Genomic DNA, 17,239 nt, shown 5'->3' with positions numbered 1-17,239 from the left:
ATGTCTCGCGTCGCACTGGTCACCGGCGGAGCCGGCTTCATAGGCAGCCACACCTGCAAGCGCCTGGCTGAGCAGGGCATCGTTCCCGTCGTCTACGACAATCTGTCGACGGGGCATCGGGCCAACGTGAAATGGGGCCCCCTCGTGGAGGGAGCGATCGAGGACAAGGAACGGCTGGCGGCGGCAATCCGGACCCATTCGCCCGAATGCCTCATTCATTTTGCAGCGTCCGCTTATGTCGGGGAATCGGTCGAGGATCCCGGAAAATACTACACCAACAATGTCGCGGGCAGCATCGCGCTTCTGGAAGCCTGCCGGGCGACCGGACTGGGACGTATCGTCTTTTCCAGCTCCTGCGCCACCTACGGCATCCCGCCGCAGCTACCGATTACCGAGGACATGGTTCAGCTGCCGATCAATCCCTATGGCCGCACAAAGCTGATGATCGAACTGATGCTTGGCGACTATGCCCGCGCCTACGGCATCCGCTCGGTGGCGCTGCGCTACTTCAATGCGGCAGGCGCCGATCCGGAAGGGCAGCTGACCGAAAAGCACGATCCGGAAACGCATCTCATTCCCCGTGCGCTGATGGCGGCGGCCGGCCGCATCGACAGGCTCGACGTCTTCGGCGACGACTATGCGACACCGGATGGCACCTGCATCCGCGACTACATCCACGTGACCGATCTTGCCGATGCGCATGTGGCGTCCGTGAATTACCTACGCGACGGCGGCGAGGTGCTGCACGCCAATCTCGGTTCTGGCCACGGTACGTCGATCCGGCAGGTGCTGTCGGCCATCGACCGGGTGACCGGACGGCCGGTGCCGGTGCAGATGCTGCCGCGCCGGCCCGGAGACCCGCCGGTTCTCTATGCCGACACGAACTGGGCGCGCCAGAGGCTGGGCTTCAGCCCACAGCTCTCGGACATCGACACGATCATCGCCACCGCCGCGCCGAGCTTCGGCCTGGAGGTACGCTCATGAGCTGGTCGCCGGCAACTGCGAAACCGAATGAGACCGTCGCCCTCGAGAAGAGTCGGAAGGCGGCTTTCGCGCCGACCGCCCTGTTTTCGGGCCGGCTGCAGCTGCTCCATGTCCTCGGCATTGCCGCATGGTTTGGCGCCCTCCTGTATTTCTGGCAGTGGTGGCTTGATCCCGCCCACGTCGTCGACTGGCCGTCCTATGTGCTGATCACGGTCGTCGTCGGGTGGATTACCCTGCTGCCGGTCTATTTCATCGTGATCTTTTCCGGCGCGAAGGTGATGGCGGCAAGCGCCGCCCCGGTGCCGCGGGGGCGGGTTGCGATGGTGGTGACCAAGGCGCCTTCCGAACCCTTTTCCGTGGTGCGCAAGACGCTGCTCGCCATGCTCGATCAGACCGGCTGCGAATTCGACGTGTGGCTCGCCGACGAAGATCCGTCGCCGGATACGATTGCCTGGTGCGCGGCGCGCGGGGTGCTGATCTCGACGCGAAAGGGTGTCGCGGACTACCACCGCTCCACCTGGCCGCGCCGGACCCGGTGCAAGGAGGGAAACCTTGCCTATTTCTACGATCACTATGGCTACGAGCGCTATGATTTCGTCGCCCAGTTCGATGCCGACCATGTGCCGGAGACGACCTATCTCGTCGAGGTGCTGCGTCCGTTCAACGACCCGTCGGTCGGCTATGTCTCAGCGCCGAGCATTTGCGACGCCAACGCCGCCACCAGCTGGGCGGCGCGCGGGCGGCTCCATGCGGAAGCCAGCATGCACGGCTCGCTGCAGGCCGGCTACAACAACGGTTGGGCGCCGCTGTGCATCGGCTCGCACTATGCCGTGCGGACCAAGGCGCTGAAGCAGATCGGCGGACTGGGGCCCGAACTTGCCGAAGACCATTCGACGACGCTGATCATGAATGCCCATGGCTGGCGCGGCGTCCATGCGCTGAACGCGATCGCCCACGGCGACGGACCGGCCAACTTCGCCGATCTGGTGGTCCAGGAGTTTCAATGGTCGCGAAGCCTCGTCACCATCCTGCTGAAATACTCGCCGGTCTACGTGCCGAAGCTGTCGCCGCGGCTGAAGTTCCAGTTCCTGTTCTCGCAGCTCTGGTATCCGCTGTTTTCGTCCTTCATGGCGCTGATGTTCCTGATGCCGATTGCGGCGCTCGCGGCCGGGCGAACCTTCGTCGCCGTCACCTATCCGGACTTCCTGCTGCACTTTGTGCCGCTCTCGCTGGTCTTGATCGCGCTTGCCTATTTCTGGCGCTCGACGGGCACGTTCCGGCCCTATGACGCGCGCGTCCTGAGTTGGGAAGGCACGCTGTTCCTGTTTGCGCGCTGGCCCTGGTCGCTGCTCGGTTGCCTTGCGGCAGTGCGCGATCACCTGACCGGCAACTTCGTCGACTTCCGCATCACGCCGAAGGGCGGCGGTGCCGCTGCGCCCTTGCCGCTGCGGGTGCTGATGCCCTATCTCGTGCTCGCCTTGGCGTCGGCGCTGGTCGCCTGGGGCATCTCCGATGCCGGCACGGCACGCGGATTTTACGTCTTTGCCGGCATCAATGCGCTGATCTATGCGGGGTTGGTCGCGGTAATCCTCATTTGCCATGCACGTGAAAACCGGCTGGCCCTGATCCCGCGGTCGACGATGACGGCGGCGACGGCCGGGTGCCTGGTGCTGGTCTCGGTGCTCTCTGCCCAATCGGCCGTGCGCCATGGGGCCGAGGCCACACAGGCGTTGTCACACGGCCTGCAATTCGTGAGCTTCACCGAAACGAGATACACGGTTGCTGGTGCCGGCAGCGGCACCAATCTCAAAACCGTTCGCTTCCGCCTGAAATGGAGAGGGTTTTCACAGCCCTCCGACGGGCCCGCGCGCGGCGAAATCAGTGCATCGAATGTCAGCCAACCAAGGAACAGGGAAACGATAACGACCAGGAAGGTCGGTCGGTTTCATGTGCCGTCATGACGACGGCAAGCAGTCGAGTGTGTGTGGTCTCCAATGCGAGGAGAAATGCAATGAAAGGGTCGTTGAAAGTTGTAGCTCTTCCGCTGCTGGTGCCTTTGGCAGCGGCCGCGGTCTATTTCGGCGCCGAGCCGGTCAAGGCGAAGATGGAAGTCAAGCCGACGCCGCTCAGCGCCTATGAGGTCTATTCGCTCTACCGCAACAAGACCTGGGAATGGTCGACGGGCGGTGCCCGGTTCGAAGCCCATGGGCGCAAGCTCGTCGCGTTCGTCGACAAGGGCAAGGGCGATCGCTCCTTTGCCGAAGGCAACTGGTACGTCAGCGACCTCGGCATGATGTGCATGCAGGCCACCTGGACGACCTCGGCCAATGCCGGCAACGCCCGCAGCTGCTTCGGTCACGCCCGGATCGGCGACACGGTCTATCAACGCAAGGTGCCCAATGGGAAGTGGTACGTCTTCAGCCATGCCAAGCCCCGCGCCGGCGACGAGTACAAGCGCTTCGTCGCCCACGACAACATTACGGCCAAGGCACTCCGGCTGAAGGAACAGTTCCTGGCCAAGAAATAGACGTTCTGCCGCAGGAGGATGAAATGAAACGCAAATTGGCATTCGCGCTATGCACGGCTCTGGCTCTCCAGCTGGATCTCAGTGCAAGCTTGGTATCCGCGTTGGCGCAGGAACAAGCCAATCCTGCGACCAGTGCAGAACAGACGATGAGCGATAAACGTCCGGTCATTCACCCGGGCGGAACGAAATTCGGCGCCTATGACCCCCACGGTGATTTCGGCGCACAGAACGATGTCTCGACCGAGGCCCTGTTCCTGCCCTGGGAAGACGTGGACCTCGCCTCCCTGCAGGCCGCCGACGAATACGCGCTCCAGCGCAACCGCAACCTGCTGATCACCATCGAGCCCTGGTCCTGGTCGCTCGACTGGAAACTGACGCCGACGCAGCTGCGCGACCGCATGCTCAGAGGCGAATATGACGCCAACATGGAAGCAATCGCCAACACGATTGCCGGGCTGAAGAGCCCGGTCATCGTGCGCTGGGGCCAGGAAATGGAAGATACGTCCGGGCGTTTCTCCTGGGCCGGCTGGGAGCCCCAGGACTGGATCAAGGCCTACCGGCACGCGATGGACATCGTGCGGGCGAAGGCGCCAAAGGCGCAGATCATGTGGTCGCCCAAGGGGCTGCCGAACCTCGTCGACTATTATCCGGGCGATGACTACGTCGATCTCGTCGGCCTCTCGGTCTTCGGGCTCGAGCCGTTCGACAAGATCGAATACGGCGCGCCGAAAACCTTCACCGAGGCGCTGAAACCCGGCTACGACCTGGTCGCCAAATACAACAAGCCGATCTGGGTGGCCGAGCTCGGATGGGAAGGCAGCCAGGCCTATATGCAGCCCTGGATGAACACCGCAACGCAAGCGGATGCGCAGTTCCCCAATCTCGCCGAGGTCGTCTACTTCAACGACCGCGACGTCATCGATTGGCCGCACGACCTTGGCCGGCCGAACTGGCGGGTGGTCAACGACGCCACGAACTGAGGCGCTCGCCGATGCGTGCCCCTTTGGGGCACGTTGGGCGCGGGCGTTTGGGGGGCACTGACGTGGCTGCCTTGCAGCCGTCGCAAGGTCTCCAAAGCAAAAAGCCCCTCGCTAGAGGCGAGAGGCTGATTTGATTGGGCAGTGCCGTCCGGCCGATGCCGGACCCGATTACTCGGCTGCCTGCGGTCCCAGTTCACCGCGACGGATCTGGTCGGCTTCGATCGATTCGAACAGGGCGCGGAAGTTGCCCTCGCCAAAGCCTTCGTCGCCCTTGCGCTGGATGAACTCGAAGAAGATCGGGCCGATCACGGTCTTGGAGAAGATCTGCAAGAGGATCTTCGTCATGCCGCCGTTCACGACGCCTTCGCCGTCGATGAGGATGCCGTGTTTCTTCATCCGCTCGATCGGTTCGTCATGGCCGTGAACACGGTCATGCGACATGTCGTAGTAGGTGTCCGGCGGGCCTGGCATGAACTTCAGGCCATTGTCCGACAGCTTGTCGGTGGCGTCGTAGATGCCTTCCGTGCCGACGGCGATGTGCTGGATGCCTTCGCCCTTGTACTTGCGCAGATATTCCTCGATCTGGCTCGTATCGTCCTTGGACTCGTTCAAGGGGATACGGATCTTGCCGCAGGGCGAGGTGATCGCACGGCTGACGAGGCCGGTGATGCGACCGTCGATGTCGAAAAAGTGGATCTGGGTGAAGTTGAAGAGTTCGCGGTAGAACGCCCACCACTTGTCCATGTTGCCGCGATAGACGTTGTGGGTCAGGTGGTCGAGATAGTAGAAGCCGACGCCCTCGGGCTTCGGGTTGCGCTCGCCGGTCCACTCGAATTCGGCCTCGTAGGCCGAGCCCTTGGCGCCGTAGGTTTCGACGAAATAGAGCAGCGAACCGCCGATGCCGACGATCGCCGGGACATCGAGACACTTGTCCGTGCCTTCGTAGGGGATCGCGCCCTTCGAGACTGCATGGTCGAAGGCGTGCTTGGCGTCGACGACGCGCCAGGCCATCGACGGGGCGCAGGGGCCGTGCTCGTCGACGAAGCGCATGGCGTGGGAACCGGGTTCGGCGTTCAGGATGTAGTTGATGTCGCCCTGGCGCCAGACGGTGATGTTCTTGCTTTTGTGCTTGGCGACCGGGCTGTAGCCCATGCGCGTAAAGAGCTCGGCCAGCTTTTCCGGTTCCGGATGGGCGAATTCGACGAACTCGAAGCCGTCGGTGCCGGCGGGGTTGTCAGCGGTAATCGTTGCCGGCGGGGCGTCATGCGGGAAGGGGCCCATCGGAAGTCTCCTCTTGTTCTTCCAAACTTTGCTGGAGTATGACGCAATTCCCATGCATGATGCTTGTATTCTTGCGCGGTTTAGACCGGATGGCGCACGAAACATGCGAAATACTCAATTAGGATGCACGAATGGAGCAGCTTGACGGGTTCGATCTCAAGATCCTCAGCGAATTGCAGCGCGACGGGCATTTGACCAACAATGAGCTGTCCGAGCGCATCGCGCTTTCGCCGTCGCAATGCTCGCGCCGGCGCACCCGGCTTGAGGCGGAAGGCTACATCACCGGCTACCAGGCACAGATCGACCGGCAGAAGCTCGGCCTCGATCTGATGGTGGTGATCTCTGTCACACTCGCCACCCACAATCGCGACAATGCCAAGCGTTTCGGCAAGCTCATTTCAGGGCTGCCCGAGGTGCTGGAGGCCTACGCGCTCACGGGCGAGATGGACTACCACATGCGGGTGGTGACGCCGGATCTTGCGGGACTGTCGCGCTTCGTCAACGACGTGCTTCTGCCGCATGACAGCGTGCAGCATGTGAAGACGTCGATCGTGCTCGAAACCTTGAAGAGCTTCGAGGGCGTGCCGATCCCGGAGCGGATGAAGGGCTGAAGCCTCAGGCAGACGGCGGGGGTTCGAACCTGCCGATGGCGCGTTCTACCGCTTCCAGCCCGATAGCGAGCGCCTGCATGCCGGCCGCACCGATCAGCGTATCGAGTTCCGCCTGATAGCGGGCGGCAAGTTCCGTCAGTTCGCCATAGGCCCGGATGCCCGACTTCGTCAGTTCCAGGTGCTCGATGCGGCGGTCGTTCTCGTCTTCGCGCCGTGTCAGCCAGCGGCGCTTTTCGAGCAAGGCGACGGCGCGGCTCACTTTCGTCTTGTGCATGGCCGAGTGGGTGCCGACTTCGGTGGCGGTCATCGCGCGGCCAGTACTGCCAAGGGCTGCGAGCGTGCGCCATTCCGGGCGAGTGAGCTGGTAGCGCGCCTTGTACTGGGCGGCAAAGCGCAGCGCGACGAACTCGGCGGCGCGGTTCAGGCGATAGGGCAGGAAGGTATTGAGTTCGAAGCCATCGGCGGCCATCGCGCATCCTTGATAGTTACAAAATCGATAGTTACGATTGCAACTAATATGCCGAAGGCCACGCCTGCGTCCACCCTGGGAAACGGTCGTCGCCGCGGTATTTGGGATTGCGCCGGACCTTTCAAGGTCGCTTCACGAAGCCGAAGCAGGGCGCCCAAGAGGAGGAGGATCGACGATGCTGGACAAGGCAGGCAAACAGGCCGAGACACAGGTGAAGACCAACGAAGCGCTCAACTACATGCCCGGCTTCGGCAATGATTTCGAGACCGAGAGCCTGCCCGGCGCGCTGCCGCAGGGTCAGAACAGCCCGCAGAAATGCGCCTATGGGCTCTATGCCGAGCAGCTTTCGGGCTCGCCCTTTACCGCGCCGCGCGGCACCAACGAGCGCTCGTGGCTCTATCGCATCCGCCCGAGCGTCCGCCACACCGGCCGCTTCAGCAAGATCGACTATCCGCACTGGAAGACGGCACCTCATGTCGCCGACCATTCGCTGGCGCTCGGCCAATTGCGCTGGAACCCGCTGCCGGCGCCGACGGAAAAGCTGAACTTTCTTCAGGGCATCCGCACGATGACGACGGCGGGTGACGCGCCGACGCATTCGGGCATGGCGGCGCATGCCTATGCCTTCAACGACGACATGGTCGACGACTATTTCTTCGATGCCGACGGCGAGCTGCTGATCGTTCCGGAAATGGGCGCGATCCAGGTCTTTACCGAGCTCGGCAAGATGGACGTCGAACCATCCGAGATCTGCATCGTGCCGCGCGGCACCATGTTCAAGGTCACGCGGCTTGGCGAAGAGAAGGTCTGGCGCGGCTATATTTGCGAGAATTACGGCGCCAAGTTCACGCTGCCGGACCGCGGCCCGATCGGCGCCAATTGCCTGGCCAATCCGCGCGACTTCAAGACGCCGGTTGCCGCCTTCGAGGAGAAGGAGACGCCCTGCCGCGTGCATGTGAAGTGGTGCGGTGGCTTCCACGTGACCGAGATCGGCCACTCACCGCTCGACGTCGTCGCCTGGCACGGCAACTACGCGCCCTACAAGTACGATCTCAAGACCTATTCGCCGGTCGGTGCGATCCTCTTCGACCATCCGGATCCGTCGATCTTCACGGTGCTGACCGCGCCCTCGGGCGAAGAGGGCACGGCGAACATCGATTTCGTCATCTTCCCGCCGCGCTGGATGGTGGCCGAGCACACCTTCCGGCCGCCCTGGTATCACCGCAACATCATGAGCGAATTCATGGGGCTGATCTACGGCCGCTACGACGCCAAGGAAGAGGGCTTCGTGCCCGGCGGCATGAGCCTGCACAACATGATGCTGGCGCACGGTCCGGATGCCTCGGGCTACGACAAAGCGACGAATAGCGAGTTGAAACCGGTGAAGCTCGACCATACGATGGCCTTCATGTTCGAGACCCGCTTCCCGCAGCAGCTGACCCGCTACGCCGCCGAACTGGAGACGTTGCAGGACAACTACATCGACTGCTGGACGGATCTCAAGAAGCGGTTCAACGGGACGCCGGAAGGCGATTGGTCTTGAGTTCACGCCTGGTTTTGCTCGGCAGCAAGGGTGGTCCGGCGATCCGGCCGGGCGGCCCGTGGCCGACCTCGTCGCTGCTTGAAATCGGCGGTCGGACTGTCGTCGTCGATTGCGGCCTCGGCGTCACCCGAGGTTTGACCGATGCCGGTGTCGCACTGAAGACGCTGGACCTGATCGTCGTTACCCACCTGCACTCGGATCATGTGCTGGAACTTGGCCCGCTCATTCACACGGCCTGGACCGCTGGGTTATCACAGCCGGTGCGGGTCTTCGGACCTGCAGGCACCCAAGCCTATTGGCACGGTTTCCTGCAGTCGATGGCCTTCGACATCGACATCCGCATCGTCGACGAAGGCCGGCCGGACCTGCGCGCGCTGGTCGAGGTCATCGAGTTCGCCGAAGGCGAGATCTTCTCTGAGAACGGCCTGACGCTTTCGGCGCTGCGCGTCGACCATCCGCCGGTGACCGACTGTTTTGCGCTCCGCTTCGAGCATGCGGAGGGTTCGGTCGTGTTTTCGTCCGATACCGCCTATTTCCCGCCGCTTGTCGATTTCGCCAAAGGCGCGGACATTCTCGTGCACGAGGCGATGCTTGCCGAAGGCGTCGACCGGTTGGTGGCGCGCACCGGCAATGGCGCGCGGCTGAAAGAGCATCTGCTGGCAAGCCACAGTTTCGCCGGAGAGGCGGCAGCGATTGCAACCGCCGCCGGCGTCGGGCGGCTGGTGCTGCATCATCTAATCCCGGCCGATGATCCCGAGATAACCGAGAGCCATTGGATCGCGGCGACCCGCAAAAACTGGGCGGGCGCCTTGACGATCGCCACCGACGGCCTTGTTGTGAAGATAGCGGACGATTCGTCCGTCTAAGCGCGGTTTCGTCCGAAATTGCGTGAACAATGAAAAGATTGAGAGGGAGGACTGCATGAAACTGGCGACACTCAAGGACAGTACGCGCGACGGAAAGCTCGTGGTCGTCTCTCGCGATCTCACCCGCTGCTCGGAAGTCGGGCACATCGCCCGCTCGTTGCAGGCAGCGCTCGACGATTGGGCGCATGCCGGTCCGCGGCTTGCGCGTGTGGCTGAAGGGATCGAGACAGGCTCGCAACCGACGATCCGCTTCCACGAGCATGACGCGCTGTCGCCGTTGCCGCGCGCTTACCAATGGGCCGATGGCTCGGCCTACGTCAACCACGTCGAGCTGGTGCGCAAGGCCCGCAATGCCGAGATGCCGGCGAGCTTCTGGACCGATCCCTTGATGTACCAGGGCGGCTCCGACAGCTTTATCGCGCCGCGCGATCCGATCCCGCTTGCCGACGAAAGCTTCGGCGTCGACATGGAGGGCGAAGTCGCCGTCGTCGTCGATGACGTGCCGATGGGCGCCACCATCGACGAGGCTAGGTCGGCGATCCGTCTCGTCATGCTCGTCAACGACGTGTCGTTGCGTGGCCTCATCCCCGCCGAGCTTGCCAAGGGCTTCGGCTTCTTCCAGTCGAAACCGTCATCGGCCTTCTCGCCGGTTGCCGTTTCGCCCGATGAGTTGGGTGACGCGTGGGATGGCGGCAAGCTGCATCTGCCGCTCAACGTCGATCTCAACGGCAAGCCCTTCGGCCGGGCGAACGCCGGCATCGACATGACCTTCGATTTCGCCCAACTGATCGCACATGCGGCCAAGACCCGGCCGCTTTTGGCCGGCACGATCATCGGCTCGGGCACAGTTTCCAACAAGCTCGACGGCGGGCCGGGCAAGCCAGTTGCCGAAGGTGGCGCCGGTTATTCCTGCATCGCGGAAGTCCGGATGATCGAGACGATCGCCGGCGGTGCGCCGAAGACGCAGTTCCTCCGGGTCGGCGATGTCGTGCGCATCGAGATGAAGGACAAGACCGGTCATTCGATCTTCGGCGCGATCGAGCAGACCGTCGAAGCCTACACCAAGGCCTGACGGCAGACGGGCAAAGGCATGAGCGAGACCGTCCTTTACGATTACTGGCGTTCGTCGGCGAGCTATCGGGTGCGCATCGCGCTCAACAGCCTCGGCGAAAGCTATCGTTCGGCGCCGGTCGACCTGCTTGCCAAGGCACACAAGGCGCCGGAGCATCTGGCCCGCAACCCGCAAGGGCTGGTGCCTGTGCTTGAGATCGATGGCGAGCGCTTCACGCAATCGCTCGCCATCATCGAATATCTCTCGGAGACGCGGGCCGATTCCAGCTTCCTGCCATCCGACGCCGTAGGACGGCAGCGGGTGCGCATGCTGTCCTACGCGATCGCCATGGACATCCACCCCGTCTGCAATCTCGGCGTCGTCTCCCACGTCATGGCCAATGCCGAGGATGGCGAGGCGGCGCGGCGCAACTGGATGCGCAAGTTCATCGGCGAGGGGCTTGCCGCTTTCGAGCGCTTGCTCGACCATCCCGCGACCGGGCGCTTCTGCCATGGCGAAAGTCCGACCATGGCGGATTTCTGCCTGGTGCCGCAGGTCTACAATGCCCGCCGATGGGACGTCGATCTTTCGGCCCGTCCGCGGCTCGTCGCGATCGACCAGAACTGTGCCGAGATCGAGGCTTTCGCCCGCGCGCACCCGGACCGCACACCGCGCTGAGGCCACGCGGCTTCCCGCTTGATCTCTTCTGCTTCACCTTCGGGCGCGCCCGCATCATGCGGCCGCCTTCTCTGGCCGGTTCCGTCAAGGGAATGTCGCGAATGGATCGACGGCAGCGAAAAGGCCGCGCTAGTTTTTGTGTGACTGGCCGTATAAGGGGGGCCGGAAAAACCTCTGGAGCGAGAGACATACCGATGAAAAGCTATGTGCTGAACGTCAGCTGCAAGACCACCCGTGGCATCGTCGCCGCGATCACCGGCTATCTCGCCGAAAAGGGCTGTTATATCTCCGACAGTTCGCAGTTCGACGACCTCGAAACCGGCCTGTTCTTCATGCGTCTCAGCTTTATCAGCCAGGAAGGCGCAAAACTCGACGAGTTGAAGGCAGGTTTCGAAGCGGTGGTGAAGCGCTTCGACATGAACGCCGAGATCCGCGACAGCGAGGAGCGCATGAAGGTGCTGCTGATGGTGTCGCGTTTCGGCCATTGCCTCAACGACCTGCTTTATCGCTGGAAGATCGGCGCGCTGCCGATCGACATCGTCGGCGTCGTCTCCAACCACTTCGATTACCAGAAGGTGGTCGTCAACCACGACATTCCCTTCCACTGCATCAAGGTGACGAAGGAGAACAAGCCGAAGGCGGAGGCCCAGCTTCTGGAACTGGTCGACCAGACCGGCGCCGAGCTGATCGTGCTTGCCCGCTATATGCAGGTCCTGTCCGATGCGCTGTGCAAGAAGATGTCGGGCCGCATCATCAACATCCATCACTCCTTCCTGCCTTCGTTCAAGGGCGCGAACCCCTACAAGCAGGCCTATGAGCGCGGCGTGAAGCTGATCGGCGCGACGGCGCATTACGTCACCGCCGACCTCGACGAAGGTCCGATCATCGAGCAGGACATCGCCCGCATCACCCACGCCCAGAGCGCCGAGGACTATGTCTCGATCGGCCGCGACGTCGAGAGCCAGGTACTCGCCCGCGCCGTGCACGCCCATATTCACAACCGCTGCTTCATCAACGGCAACCGCGTGGTCGTCTTCCCGCCGAGCCCGGGCTCCTACGCTTCCGAGCGCATGGGCTGAGGCGCGAGGGTTTACCGCCCGCTGAAAACGAAAACGCCGCCGGGGTCCTCCGGCGGCGTTTTTCGTCAGGGCGCGCGGTATGCGGACGGAAAACCGTGCGCCGCTTCCTTCCTCCAAATTTGCGCTACTGCAACAGCTCCAGCCCGACCGCAGTTGCCTCACCGCCGCCAATGCAGAGCGAGGCAATGCCGCGCTTGACACCTTTGGCGCGCATGGCGTGCAGCAGGGTCACGATGATGCGTGCGCCGGACGCGCCGATCGGGTGGCCGAGCGCGCAGGCGCCGCCGTTGATGTTGACGATATCGTCAGAAAGCCCGAGGTCGCGGATCGCCGCCATCGCCACCACGGCGAAGGCCTCGTTGATTTCGTAGAGGCCGACGCTGCCCTTCTCCCAGGCAAGCTTGGCCATCAGCTTGTCGATCGCGCCGATCGGGGCTGTCGTAAACCAGGCCGGCTCCTGGGCATGGCCCGCATGCCCCGCGACGATTGCAAGCGGCGTCAGCCCGCGCTTTTCCGCCTCGCTTGCCCGCATCAGGATCAGTGCGGCAGCGCCGTCCGAAATCGACGACGAATTGGCCGCCGTCACGCTGCCGCCGTCGCGGAAGGCGGGCTTCAGCTTCGGGATCTTGGCCGGATCCGATTTGGTCGGCTGCTCGTCGCGATCGAGATTGGCGGTCTGGCGCTTGCCGGCGTCAGCGACCGCCACGATTTCCGCGGCAAAGGAACCATCTTCGGCCGCCCGGTTGGCGCGCTCCAGGGAACGCAAAGCGAAGCCGTCCTGATCGGCACGCGAGAACTGGTAGTGCTCGGCCGTGTCCTCGGCATAGGTGCCCATCAGCCGGCCGGAATAGGCGTCTTCGAGGCCGTCGAGGAACATGTGGTCCTTGACCTCGCCATGTCCCAAGCGGAAGCCGCCGCGCGCCTTGGGCAGTAGATAGGGGGCGTTGGTCATCGACTCCATGCCGCCGACCGCAAGCACCGAGGCGCTGCCTGACAACAACGCATCATGGCCGAGCATCAGCGCCTTCATGCCGGAGCCGCAGACCTTGGAGATGGTCGTCGACGGCGTTTCCTTGCCAAGCCCTGCGCCAAGGGCTGCCTGGCGCGCCGGGTTCTGGCCGACGCCGGCCGGCAGCACATTGCCCATCAGCACTTCGTCGACAGCATCAAGGCCGGCGCGTTCGAGCGCTGCCTTGAGCGCGATGGCGCCGATTTCCGGCGCGGTCAGATCCTTGAGGCTGCCCTGAAAGGCGCCCATCGGTGTGCGTGCCGCTGAAACGATGACGATCGGATCCGTTCTGCTCATGACTTTCTCCCATTGGGCAAGAGGCAATGTTTGGTGCGGGCGGGCGCCCCATGTTGCCTTCTCCCCGTATGCGGGGAGAAGGTGGCCGGCAGGCCGTATGAGGGGCAGGCCTCACCGCGCGGATGAGGGGCTACCCCCAACCTCAACCTCAGATATGCAGCGCGTGCCCGAGCGCCTTCAGCGCCGACTCCTGGAACGCCTCGGACTGCGTCGGATGCGCATGGATCGTGCCGGCGATGTCTTCGAGGCGCGCGCCCATTTCGATCGCCAGGCTGAAGCTTGCCGAGAGTTCCGAGACCCCATGGCCGACCGCCTGGATGCCGAGCACCAGATGGTTGTCGGCGCGCGCGACGATGCGCACGAAACCGTCCTCGGCAAGCGTCGTCATGGCGCGGCCGTTCGCCTGGAAGGGAAACTGGCCAATCTTGATCTCGATGCCGCTTGCGCGTGCCTCTTCGGGCGAAAGGCCAGCGGTAACGATCTCCGGATCGGTGAAGCAGACGGCGGGGATGCAGCGCTTGTCCCAGCTGCGCTTGTGGCCAGCGACGATCTCCGCGACCATCTCGCCCTGCGCCATCGCGCGGTGCGCCAGCATCGGCTCGCCGGTGACGTCGCCGATCGCATAGATGCCGCGCATGGAGGTGCGGCACTGGTCGTCGACGCGGATGAAACGGCCGGTGCGGTCGAGGTCGATTTCTTCGAGGCCAAAGCCTTCGGTCACCGGCTTTCGGCCGACGGTGACGAGCACCTTTTCGGCAGCGACATTGATGGCGCGGCCGTTGTGTTCGGCTTGCAAGCTGCCGGTCTCGGCAGAGTAAGACTTGGCGACCGTCTGGGTGAAGACTTCGATACCGAGTTCGCCAAGGCGTTTGCTGATCGGCTTCGTCAGATCGGCGTCGTAGAGTGGCAGGATACGCGGCTGCGCCTCCAGCACGGTGACATGGCTGCCAAGCTTGGCAAAGGCGGTGCCGAGTTCGAGGCCGATATAACCGCCGCCGATAACGGCGAGGCTCTTCGGCACGCTCTTCAGCGAGAGAGCCTCGGTAGACGAAATGATCGGCCCGCCGAAAGGCAGGTCCGCAAGCTCGACCGGTGCGGAGCCGGTGGCAATCACGATCGCTTCGGCGCGGATGCGCTGCAGTCCGGTCTCGGTCTCGACATCGACCGTCTTGCCGTCGATGAAACGGGCCGCGCCGACGACCGCCTTGACGCCGGCTTTCTTCAGGAGCCCGATGACGCCGCCGTTCAGCCGGCCGACGATACCGTCCTTCCAGGCGATGGTATGGGCGAGATCGATCGAGGGGTTGGCCAGCGACAGGCCGAGCGGGTTGCGGCCGGAAGCGGCCGCGCGCAGTTTGTGAAACTCTTCAGCCGCATGGATCAGGGCCTTGGAGGGGATGCAGCCGACATTGAGGCAGGTGCCGCCGGCCTTGGCCTTCTCGACGATGACGGTGTCGATGCCGAGCTGGCCGGCGCGGATGGCGCAGATATAGCCGCCGGGGCCGGCGCCGATGACGAGCAGCTTGCAGGAAATTTCCTTCATGATCGCCTCAAGCCTCCACGAAAATAAGCGCCGGCGTTTCGAGCAGGGTCTTCAGCCGCTGCACGAAAACGGCTGCATCCCAGCCGTCGATGACGCGGTGATCGAAGCTCGAGGACAGGTTCATGATCTTGCGCGGCACGAACTGCGTGCCGTCCCAGACCGGGCGGACCGCGAGCTTGTTGACGCCGATGATCGCCACCTCCGGGTGGTTGATGACCGGCGTGGAGACGATGCCGCCGAGTGCGCCGAGCGAAGAGATCGTGATCGTCGAGCCCGTGAGCTCGTCGCGGGTGGCGGTGCCGGTGCGGGCGGCTTCCGCCAGGCGATTGAGTTCGTTGGCGCAATCCCAGATACCGCGCGCTTCGGCATGGCGCACGACCGGGACGGTGAGACCGGCCGGCGTCTGCGTTGCGATGCCGATATGGACGGCGTGGTGGCGATGGATGATGCCCGGACCGTCGTCGAAGATCGCGTTGACGGCCGGCTGCTCGGCGATGGTGCGCACGAGCGCCCGCATCAGGTAGGGCAGGATCGTCAGCTTCGGCTGGTCCGGCTTGCGGTCGCGGTTCATGGTCGCGCGCAGGTCTTCGAGCGCGGTCATGTCGACCTCTTCCACATAGGTGATGTGGGGAATGCGCGAGGTCGAAAGCGACATCTTCTCGGCGATGCGGCGGCGTAGGCCGGTGACCTTGATTTCGTCGACGGCGGTCTTGCGCTGTAGGCCTGCGGGCGCCAGCGCCGGCTGGGCGCCGCGGGCGATGAACTGGTCGAGATCGTCATGGGTGATGCGGCCGGCGGGGCCTGTGCCGGTCACTTGGCGCAGATCGACGCCGCTTTCCTTGGCGCGCAGGCGCACGGCCGGCGAGGCCAGCGCTTTCTCCAGCCGTTCACCGGGAGCATGTACGCCGTTGGCATGGACGCCGTTTGCTGCCGGTGCCTTGACCTCCACCTTGGCGGGCTGGGCCGGCTTGGCGACCGGGGCGGGCGCCTCGACCTTTGCTGCGGGCTTTTCTTCCGCCTTGGCGGCCGGTTTTTCTTCCGCGGGAGCAGCGGCTTCGCCTTCGCCTGCGATTTCGATGCGCACCAGCGGCGCCTTCACCGCGACGGTGTCGCCCACTTCGGCGCCGAGCCAGAGCACGGTGCCTGTCACGGGCGAGGGGATTTCGACGGTCGCCTTGTCGGTCATCACGGCCGCGAGCACCATGTCCTCGCGCACGGGGTCACCCGGCTTCACATGCCATTCGACGAGTTCCGCCTCGGCCACGCCTTCGCCGACATCGGGCATCTTGATTACGAATTCGCCCATGTCAGGCCTCCATCACTTCGACGAGCGCGCGTCCGACGCGTGCGGGGCCGGGGAAATAGTCCCATTCCTGGGCGTGCGGGTAGGGCGTATCCCAGCCGGCGACGCGCACGACGGGAGCCTCGAGATGGTAGAAGCAATGCTCCTGGACGAGAGACGCCACTTCGCCACCGAAGCCGGAGGTCAGCGTCGCCTCGTGCACGACGACGCAGCGGCCGGTCTTTTCCACCGACTTGACGATCGTGTCGAGATCGAGCGGCAACAGGCTGCGCAGGTCGATCACCTCGGCGTCGATGCCGGTCTCTTCGGCAGCTGCCAGCGCCACATGCACCATGGTGCCATAGGCAACGACGGTGACGGCGGAGCCCTCGCGGCGGACTTCGGCCTTGCCGATCGGAACAGTGTAGTGGCCTTCCGGCACTTCGCCGAGATCGTGCTTCGACCACGGAATGACCGGGCGGTCGTGGTGGCCGTCGAAGGGGCCGTTATAGAGCCGCTTCGGCTCCAGGAACATGACCGGGTCGGGATCCTCGATCGAGGCGATCAAAAGGCCCTTGGCGTCATAGGGATTGGAGGGAACGACGACTTTCAGGCCGCAGACATGGGTGAACAGCGCTTCCGGGCTCTGGCTGTGCGTCTGGCCGCCGAAGATGCCGCCACCGGTCGGCATGCGCAGGACGATCGGGCAGGTGAAGTCGCCGTTGGAGCGGTAGCGGATGCGGGCGGCTTCCTGGGTGATCTGGTCGTAGGCCGGGTACATGTAGTCGGCGAACTGGATCTCGACGCAGGGTTTGAGCCCGTAGGCAGCCATGCCGATCGCGGTGCCGACGATGCCGCTTTCGCTGATCGGCGCGTCGAAACAGCGGGTCTTGCCGTATTTCGCCTGGAGGCCTTGCGTGCAGCGGAAGACGCCGCCGAAATAGCCGACGTCCTCGCCGAAGACGACGACATTGTCGTCGCGCTCCATGGAGACGTCCATGGCGCTGCGCACGGCTTCGATCATTGTCATTCTGGCCAT

General features: G+C 63.9%; 16 protein-coding genes. 10 read left to right on the top strand and 6 right to left on the bottom strand.

What is annotated here, in order from left to right; translation table 11 throughout:
* The 4 genes from galE to OKW20_RS27040 all read left to right on the top strand — a co-directional run bounded on the left by galE (position 1) and on the right by OKW20_RS27040 (position 4,491).
* The gene (galE, locus tag OKW20_RS27055; protein WP_429177084.1) at positions 1-984 is read left to right on the top strand and encodes a UDP-glucose 4-epimerase GalE; all 984 of its coding nucleotides are present in this window, start codon (positions 1-3) and stop codon (positions 982-984) included.
* The gene (locus tag OKW20_RS27050; RefSeq protein WP_429177082.1) at positions 981-2,945 is read left to right on the top strand and encodes a glycosyltransferase; all 1,965 of its coding nucleotides are present in this window, start codon (positions 981-983) and stop codon (positions 2,943-2,945) included. Before galE ends, OKW20_RS27050 begins: the two co-directional genes overlap by 4 nt.
* A 62-nt stretch (positions 2,946-3,007) precedes the next feature.
* The gene (locus tag OKW20_RS27045) at positions 3,008-3,511 is read left to right on the top strand and encodes a DUF995 domain-containing protein (protein WP_245281651.1); all 504 of its coding nucleotides are present in this window, start codon (positions 3,008-3,010) and stop codon (positions 3,509-3,511) included.
* A 23-nt stretch (positions 3,512-3,534) separates the two neighbouring features.
* Entirely contained in the window at positions 3,535-4,491 is a 957-nt protein-coding gene (locus tag OKW20_RS27040) for a glycoside hydrolase family 26 protein (RefSeq protein WP_429177079.1), read from the top strand.
* Positions 4,492-4,659: 168 nt separating this feature from the next.
* Here the strand turns inward: OKW20_RS27040 and hppD are convergent, their stop codons facing one another.
* Positions 4,660-5,772 (bottom strand): 4-hydroxyphenylpyruvate dioxygenase, encoded by a 1,113-nt coding sequence (gene hppD, locus OKW20_RS27035; RefSeq protein WP_043618583.1) that lies wholly within the window; start codon positions 5,770-5,772, stop codon positions 4,660-4,662.
* Positions 5,773-5,903: 131 nt separating this feature from the next.
* Here hppD and OKW20_RS27030 point away from each other — a divergent pair, with 131 nt between their 5' ends.
* Positions 5,904-6,383, top strand: a complete 480-nt coding sequence (locus tag OKW20_RS27030) for an Lrp/AsnC family transcriptional regulator (RefSeq protein WP_034787199.1) — start codon at positions 5,904-5,906, stop codon at positions 6,381-6,383.
* 4 nt (positions 6,384-6,387) lie between these two features.
* Here the strand turns inward: OKW20_RS27030 and OKW20_RS27025 are convergent, their stop codons facing one another.
* Complete coding sequence (locus tag OKW20_RS27025; RefSeq protein ID WP_429177075.1) at positions 6,388-6,852, bottom strand: MarR family winged helix-turn-helix transcriptional regulator; 465 nt, start codon at positions 6,850-6,852, stop codon at positions 6,388-6,390.
* Between the two features lie 175 nt (positions 6,853-7,027).
* Here OKW20_RS27025 and hmgA point away from each other — a divergent pair, with 175 nt between their 5' ends.
* The 5 genes from hmgA to purU all read left to right on the top strand — a co-directional run bounded on the left by hmgA (position 7,028) and on the right by purU (position 12,069).
* Positions 7,028-8,395: a homogentisate 1,2-dioxygenase gene (gene hmgA / locus OKW20_RS27020; RefSeq protein ID WP_429177072.1), complete on the top strand. Its 1,368-nt coding sequence runs from the start codon at positions 7,028-7,030 to the stop codon at positions 8,393-8,395.
* Positions 8,392-9,261, top strand: a complete 870-nt coding sequence (locus OKW20_RS27015) for an MBL fold metallo-hydrolase (RefSeq protein WP_429177070.1) — start codon at positions 8,392-8,394, stop codon at positions 9,259-9,261. The genes hmgA and OKW20_RS27015 overlap by 4 nt, the downstream gene beginning before the upstream one ends.
* A 55-nt stretch (positions 9,262-9,316) precedes the next feature.
* Positions 9,317-10,333: a fumarylacetoacetate hydrolase family protein gene (locus tag OKW20_RS27010; RefSeq protein WP_205237654.1), complete on the top strand. Its 1,017-nt coding sequence runs from the start codon at positions 9,317-9,319 to the stop codon at positions 10,331-10,333.
* 18 nt (positions 10,334-10,351) lie between these two features.
* A complete protein-coding gene (gene maiA, locus OKW20_RS27005; protein WP_429177066.1) occupies positions 10,352-10,990 on the top strand; it encodes a maleylacetoacetate isomerase in 639 nt (212 codons plus the stop codon).
* Positions 10,991-11,184: 194 nt separating this feature from the next.
* The gene (purU, locus tag OKW20_RS27000) at positions 11,185-12,069 is read left to right on the top strand and encodes a formyltetrahydrofolate deformylase (protein ID WP_034787183.1); all 885 of its coding nucleotides are present in this window, start codon (positions 11,185-11,187) and stop codon (positions 12,067-12,069) included.
* A gap of 124 nt (positions 12,070-12,193) precedes the next feature.
* Here the strand turns inward: purU and OKW20_RS26995 are convergent, their stop codons facing one another.
* From OKW20_RS26995 to OKW20_RS26980, 4 genes are all read right to left on the bottom strand, one after another.
* Positions 12,194-13,375, bottom strand: a complete 1,182-nt coding sequence (locus OKW20_RS26995) for an acetyl-CoA C-acyltransferase (RefSeq protein WP_429177063.1) — start codon at positions 13,373-13,375, stop codon at positions 12,194-12,196.
* 148 nt (positions 13,376-13,523) lie between these two features.
* Entirely contained in the window at positions 13,524-14,918 is a 1,395-nt protein-coding gene (gene lpdA, locus OKW20_RS26990; RefSeq protein ID WP_429177060.1) for a dihydrolipoyl dehydrogenase, read from the bottom strand.
* Positions 14,919-14,925: 7 nt separating this feature from the next.
* Complete coding sequence (locus OKW20_RS26985) at positions 14,926-16,224, bottom strand: dihydrolipoamide acetyltransferase family protein (RefSeq protein WP_429177058.1); 1,299 nt, start codon at positions 16,222-16,224, stop codon at positions 14,926-14,928.
* A gap of 1 nt (position 16,225) precedes the next feature.
* Complete coding sequence (locus tag OKW20_RS26980; protein WP_043618552.1) at positions 16,226-17,239, bottom strand: alpha-ketoacid dehydrogenase subunit beta; 1,014 nt, start codon at positions 17,237-17,239, stop codon at positions 16,226-16,228.

This window comes from Ensifer sp. LBL, assembly GCF_050435225.1.
Classification (GTDB): domain Bacteria; phylum Pseudomonadota; class Alphaproteobacteria; order Rhizobiales; family Rhizobiaceae; genus Ensifer.
Note: the sequence above shows the minus strand (reverse complement) of the source record. Positions and strands in the feature narration are given on the sequence as shown.

Excerpts from the sequence above, each read along its gene's own strand:
- galE (WP_429177084.1), top strand. The coding sequence starts at position 1 with ATGTCTCGCGTCGCACTGGTCACCGGCGGAGCCGGCTTCATAGGCAGC.
- OKW20_RS27050 (WP_429177082.1), top strand. The coding sequence starts at position 981 with ATGAGCTGGTCGCCGGCAACTGCGAAACCGAATGAGACCGTCGCCCTC.
- OKW20_RS27040 (WP_429177079.1), top strand. The coding sequence starts at position 3,535 with ATGAAACGCAAATTGGCATTCGCGCTATGCACGGCTCTGGCTCTCCAG.
- hppD (WP_043618583.1), bottom strand. The coding sequence starts at position 5,772 with ATGGGCCCCTTCCCGCATGACGCCCCGCCGGCAACGATTACCGCTGAC.
- OKW20_RS27030 (WP_034787199.1), top strand. The coding sequence starts at position 5,904 with ATGGAGCAGCTTGACGGGTTCGATCTCAAGATCCTCAGCGAATTGCAG.
- OKW20_RS27025 (WP_429177075.1), bottom strand. The coding sequence starts at position 6,852 with ATGGCCGCCGATGGCTTCGAACTCAATACCTTCCTGCCCTATCGCCTG.
- hmgA (WP_429177072.1), top strand. The coding sequence starts at position 7,028 with ATGCTGGACAAGGCAGGCAAACAGGCCGAGACACAGGTGAAGACCAAC.
- OKW20_RS27010 (WP_205237654.1), top strand. The coding sequence starts at position 9,317 with ATGAAACTGGCGACACTCAAGGACAGTACGCGCGACGGAAAGCTCGTG.
- maiA (WP_429177066.1), top strand. The coding sequence starts at position 10,352 with ATGAGCGAGACCGTCCTTTACGATTACTGGCGTTCGTCGGCGAGCTAT.
- purU (WP_034787183.1), top strand. The coding sequence starts at position 11,185 with ATGAAAAGCTATGTGCTGAACGTCAGCTGCAAGACCACCCGTGGCATC.
- OKW20_RS26995 (WP_429177063.1), bottom strand. The coding sequence starts at position 13,375 with ATGAGCAGAACGGATCCGATCGTCATCGTTTCAGCGGCACGCACACCG.
- lpdA (WP_429177060.1), bottom strand. The coding sequence starts at position 14,918 with ATGAAGGAAATTTCCTGCAAGCTGCTCGTCATCGGCGCCGGCCCCGGC.
- OKW20_RS26985 (WP_429177058.1), bottom strand. The coding sequence starts at position 16,224 with ATGGGCGAATTCGTAATCAAGATGCCCGATGTCGGCGAAGGCGTGGCC.
- OKW20_RS26980 (WP_043618552.1), bottom strand. The coding sequence starts at position 17,239 with ATGGCCAGAATGACAATGATCGAAGCCGTGCGCAGCGCCATGGACGTC.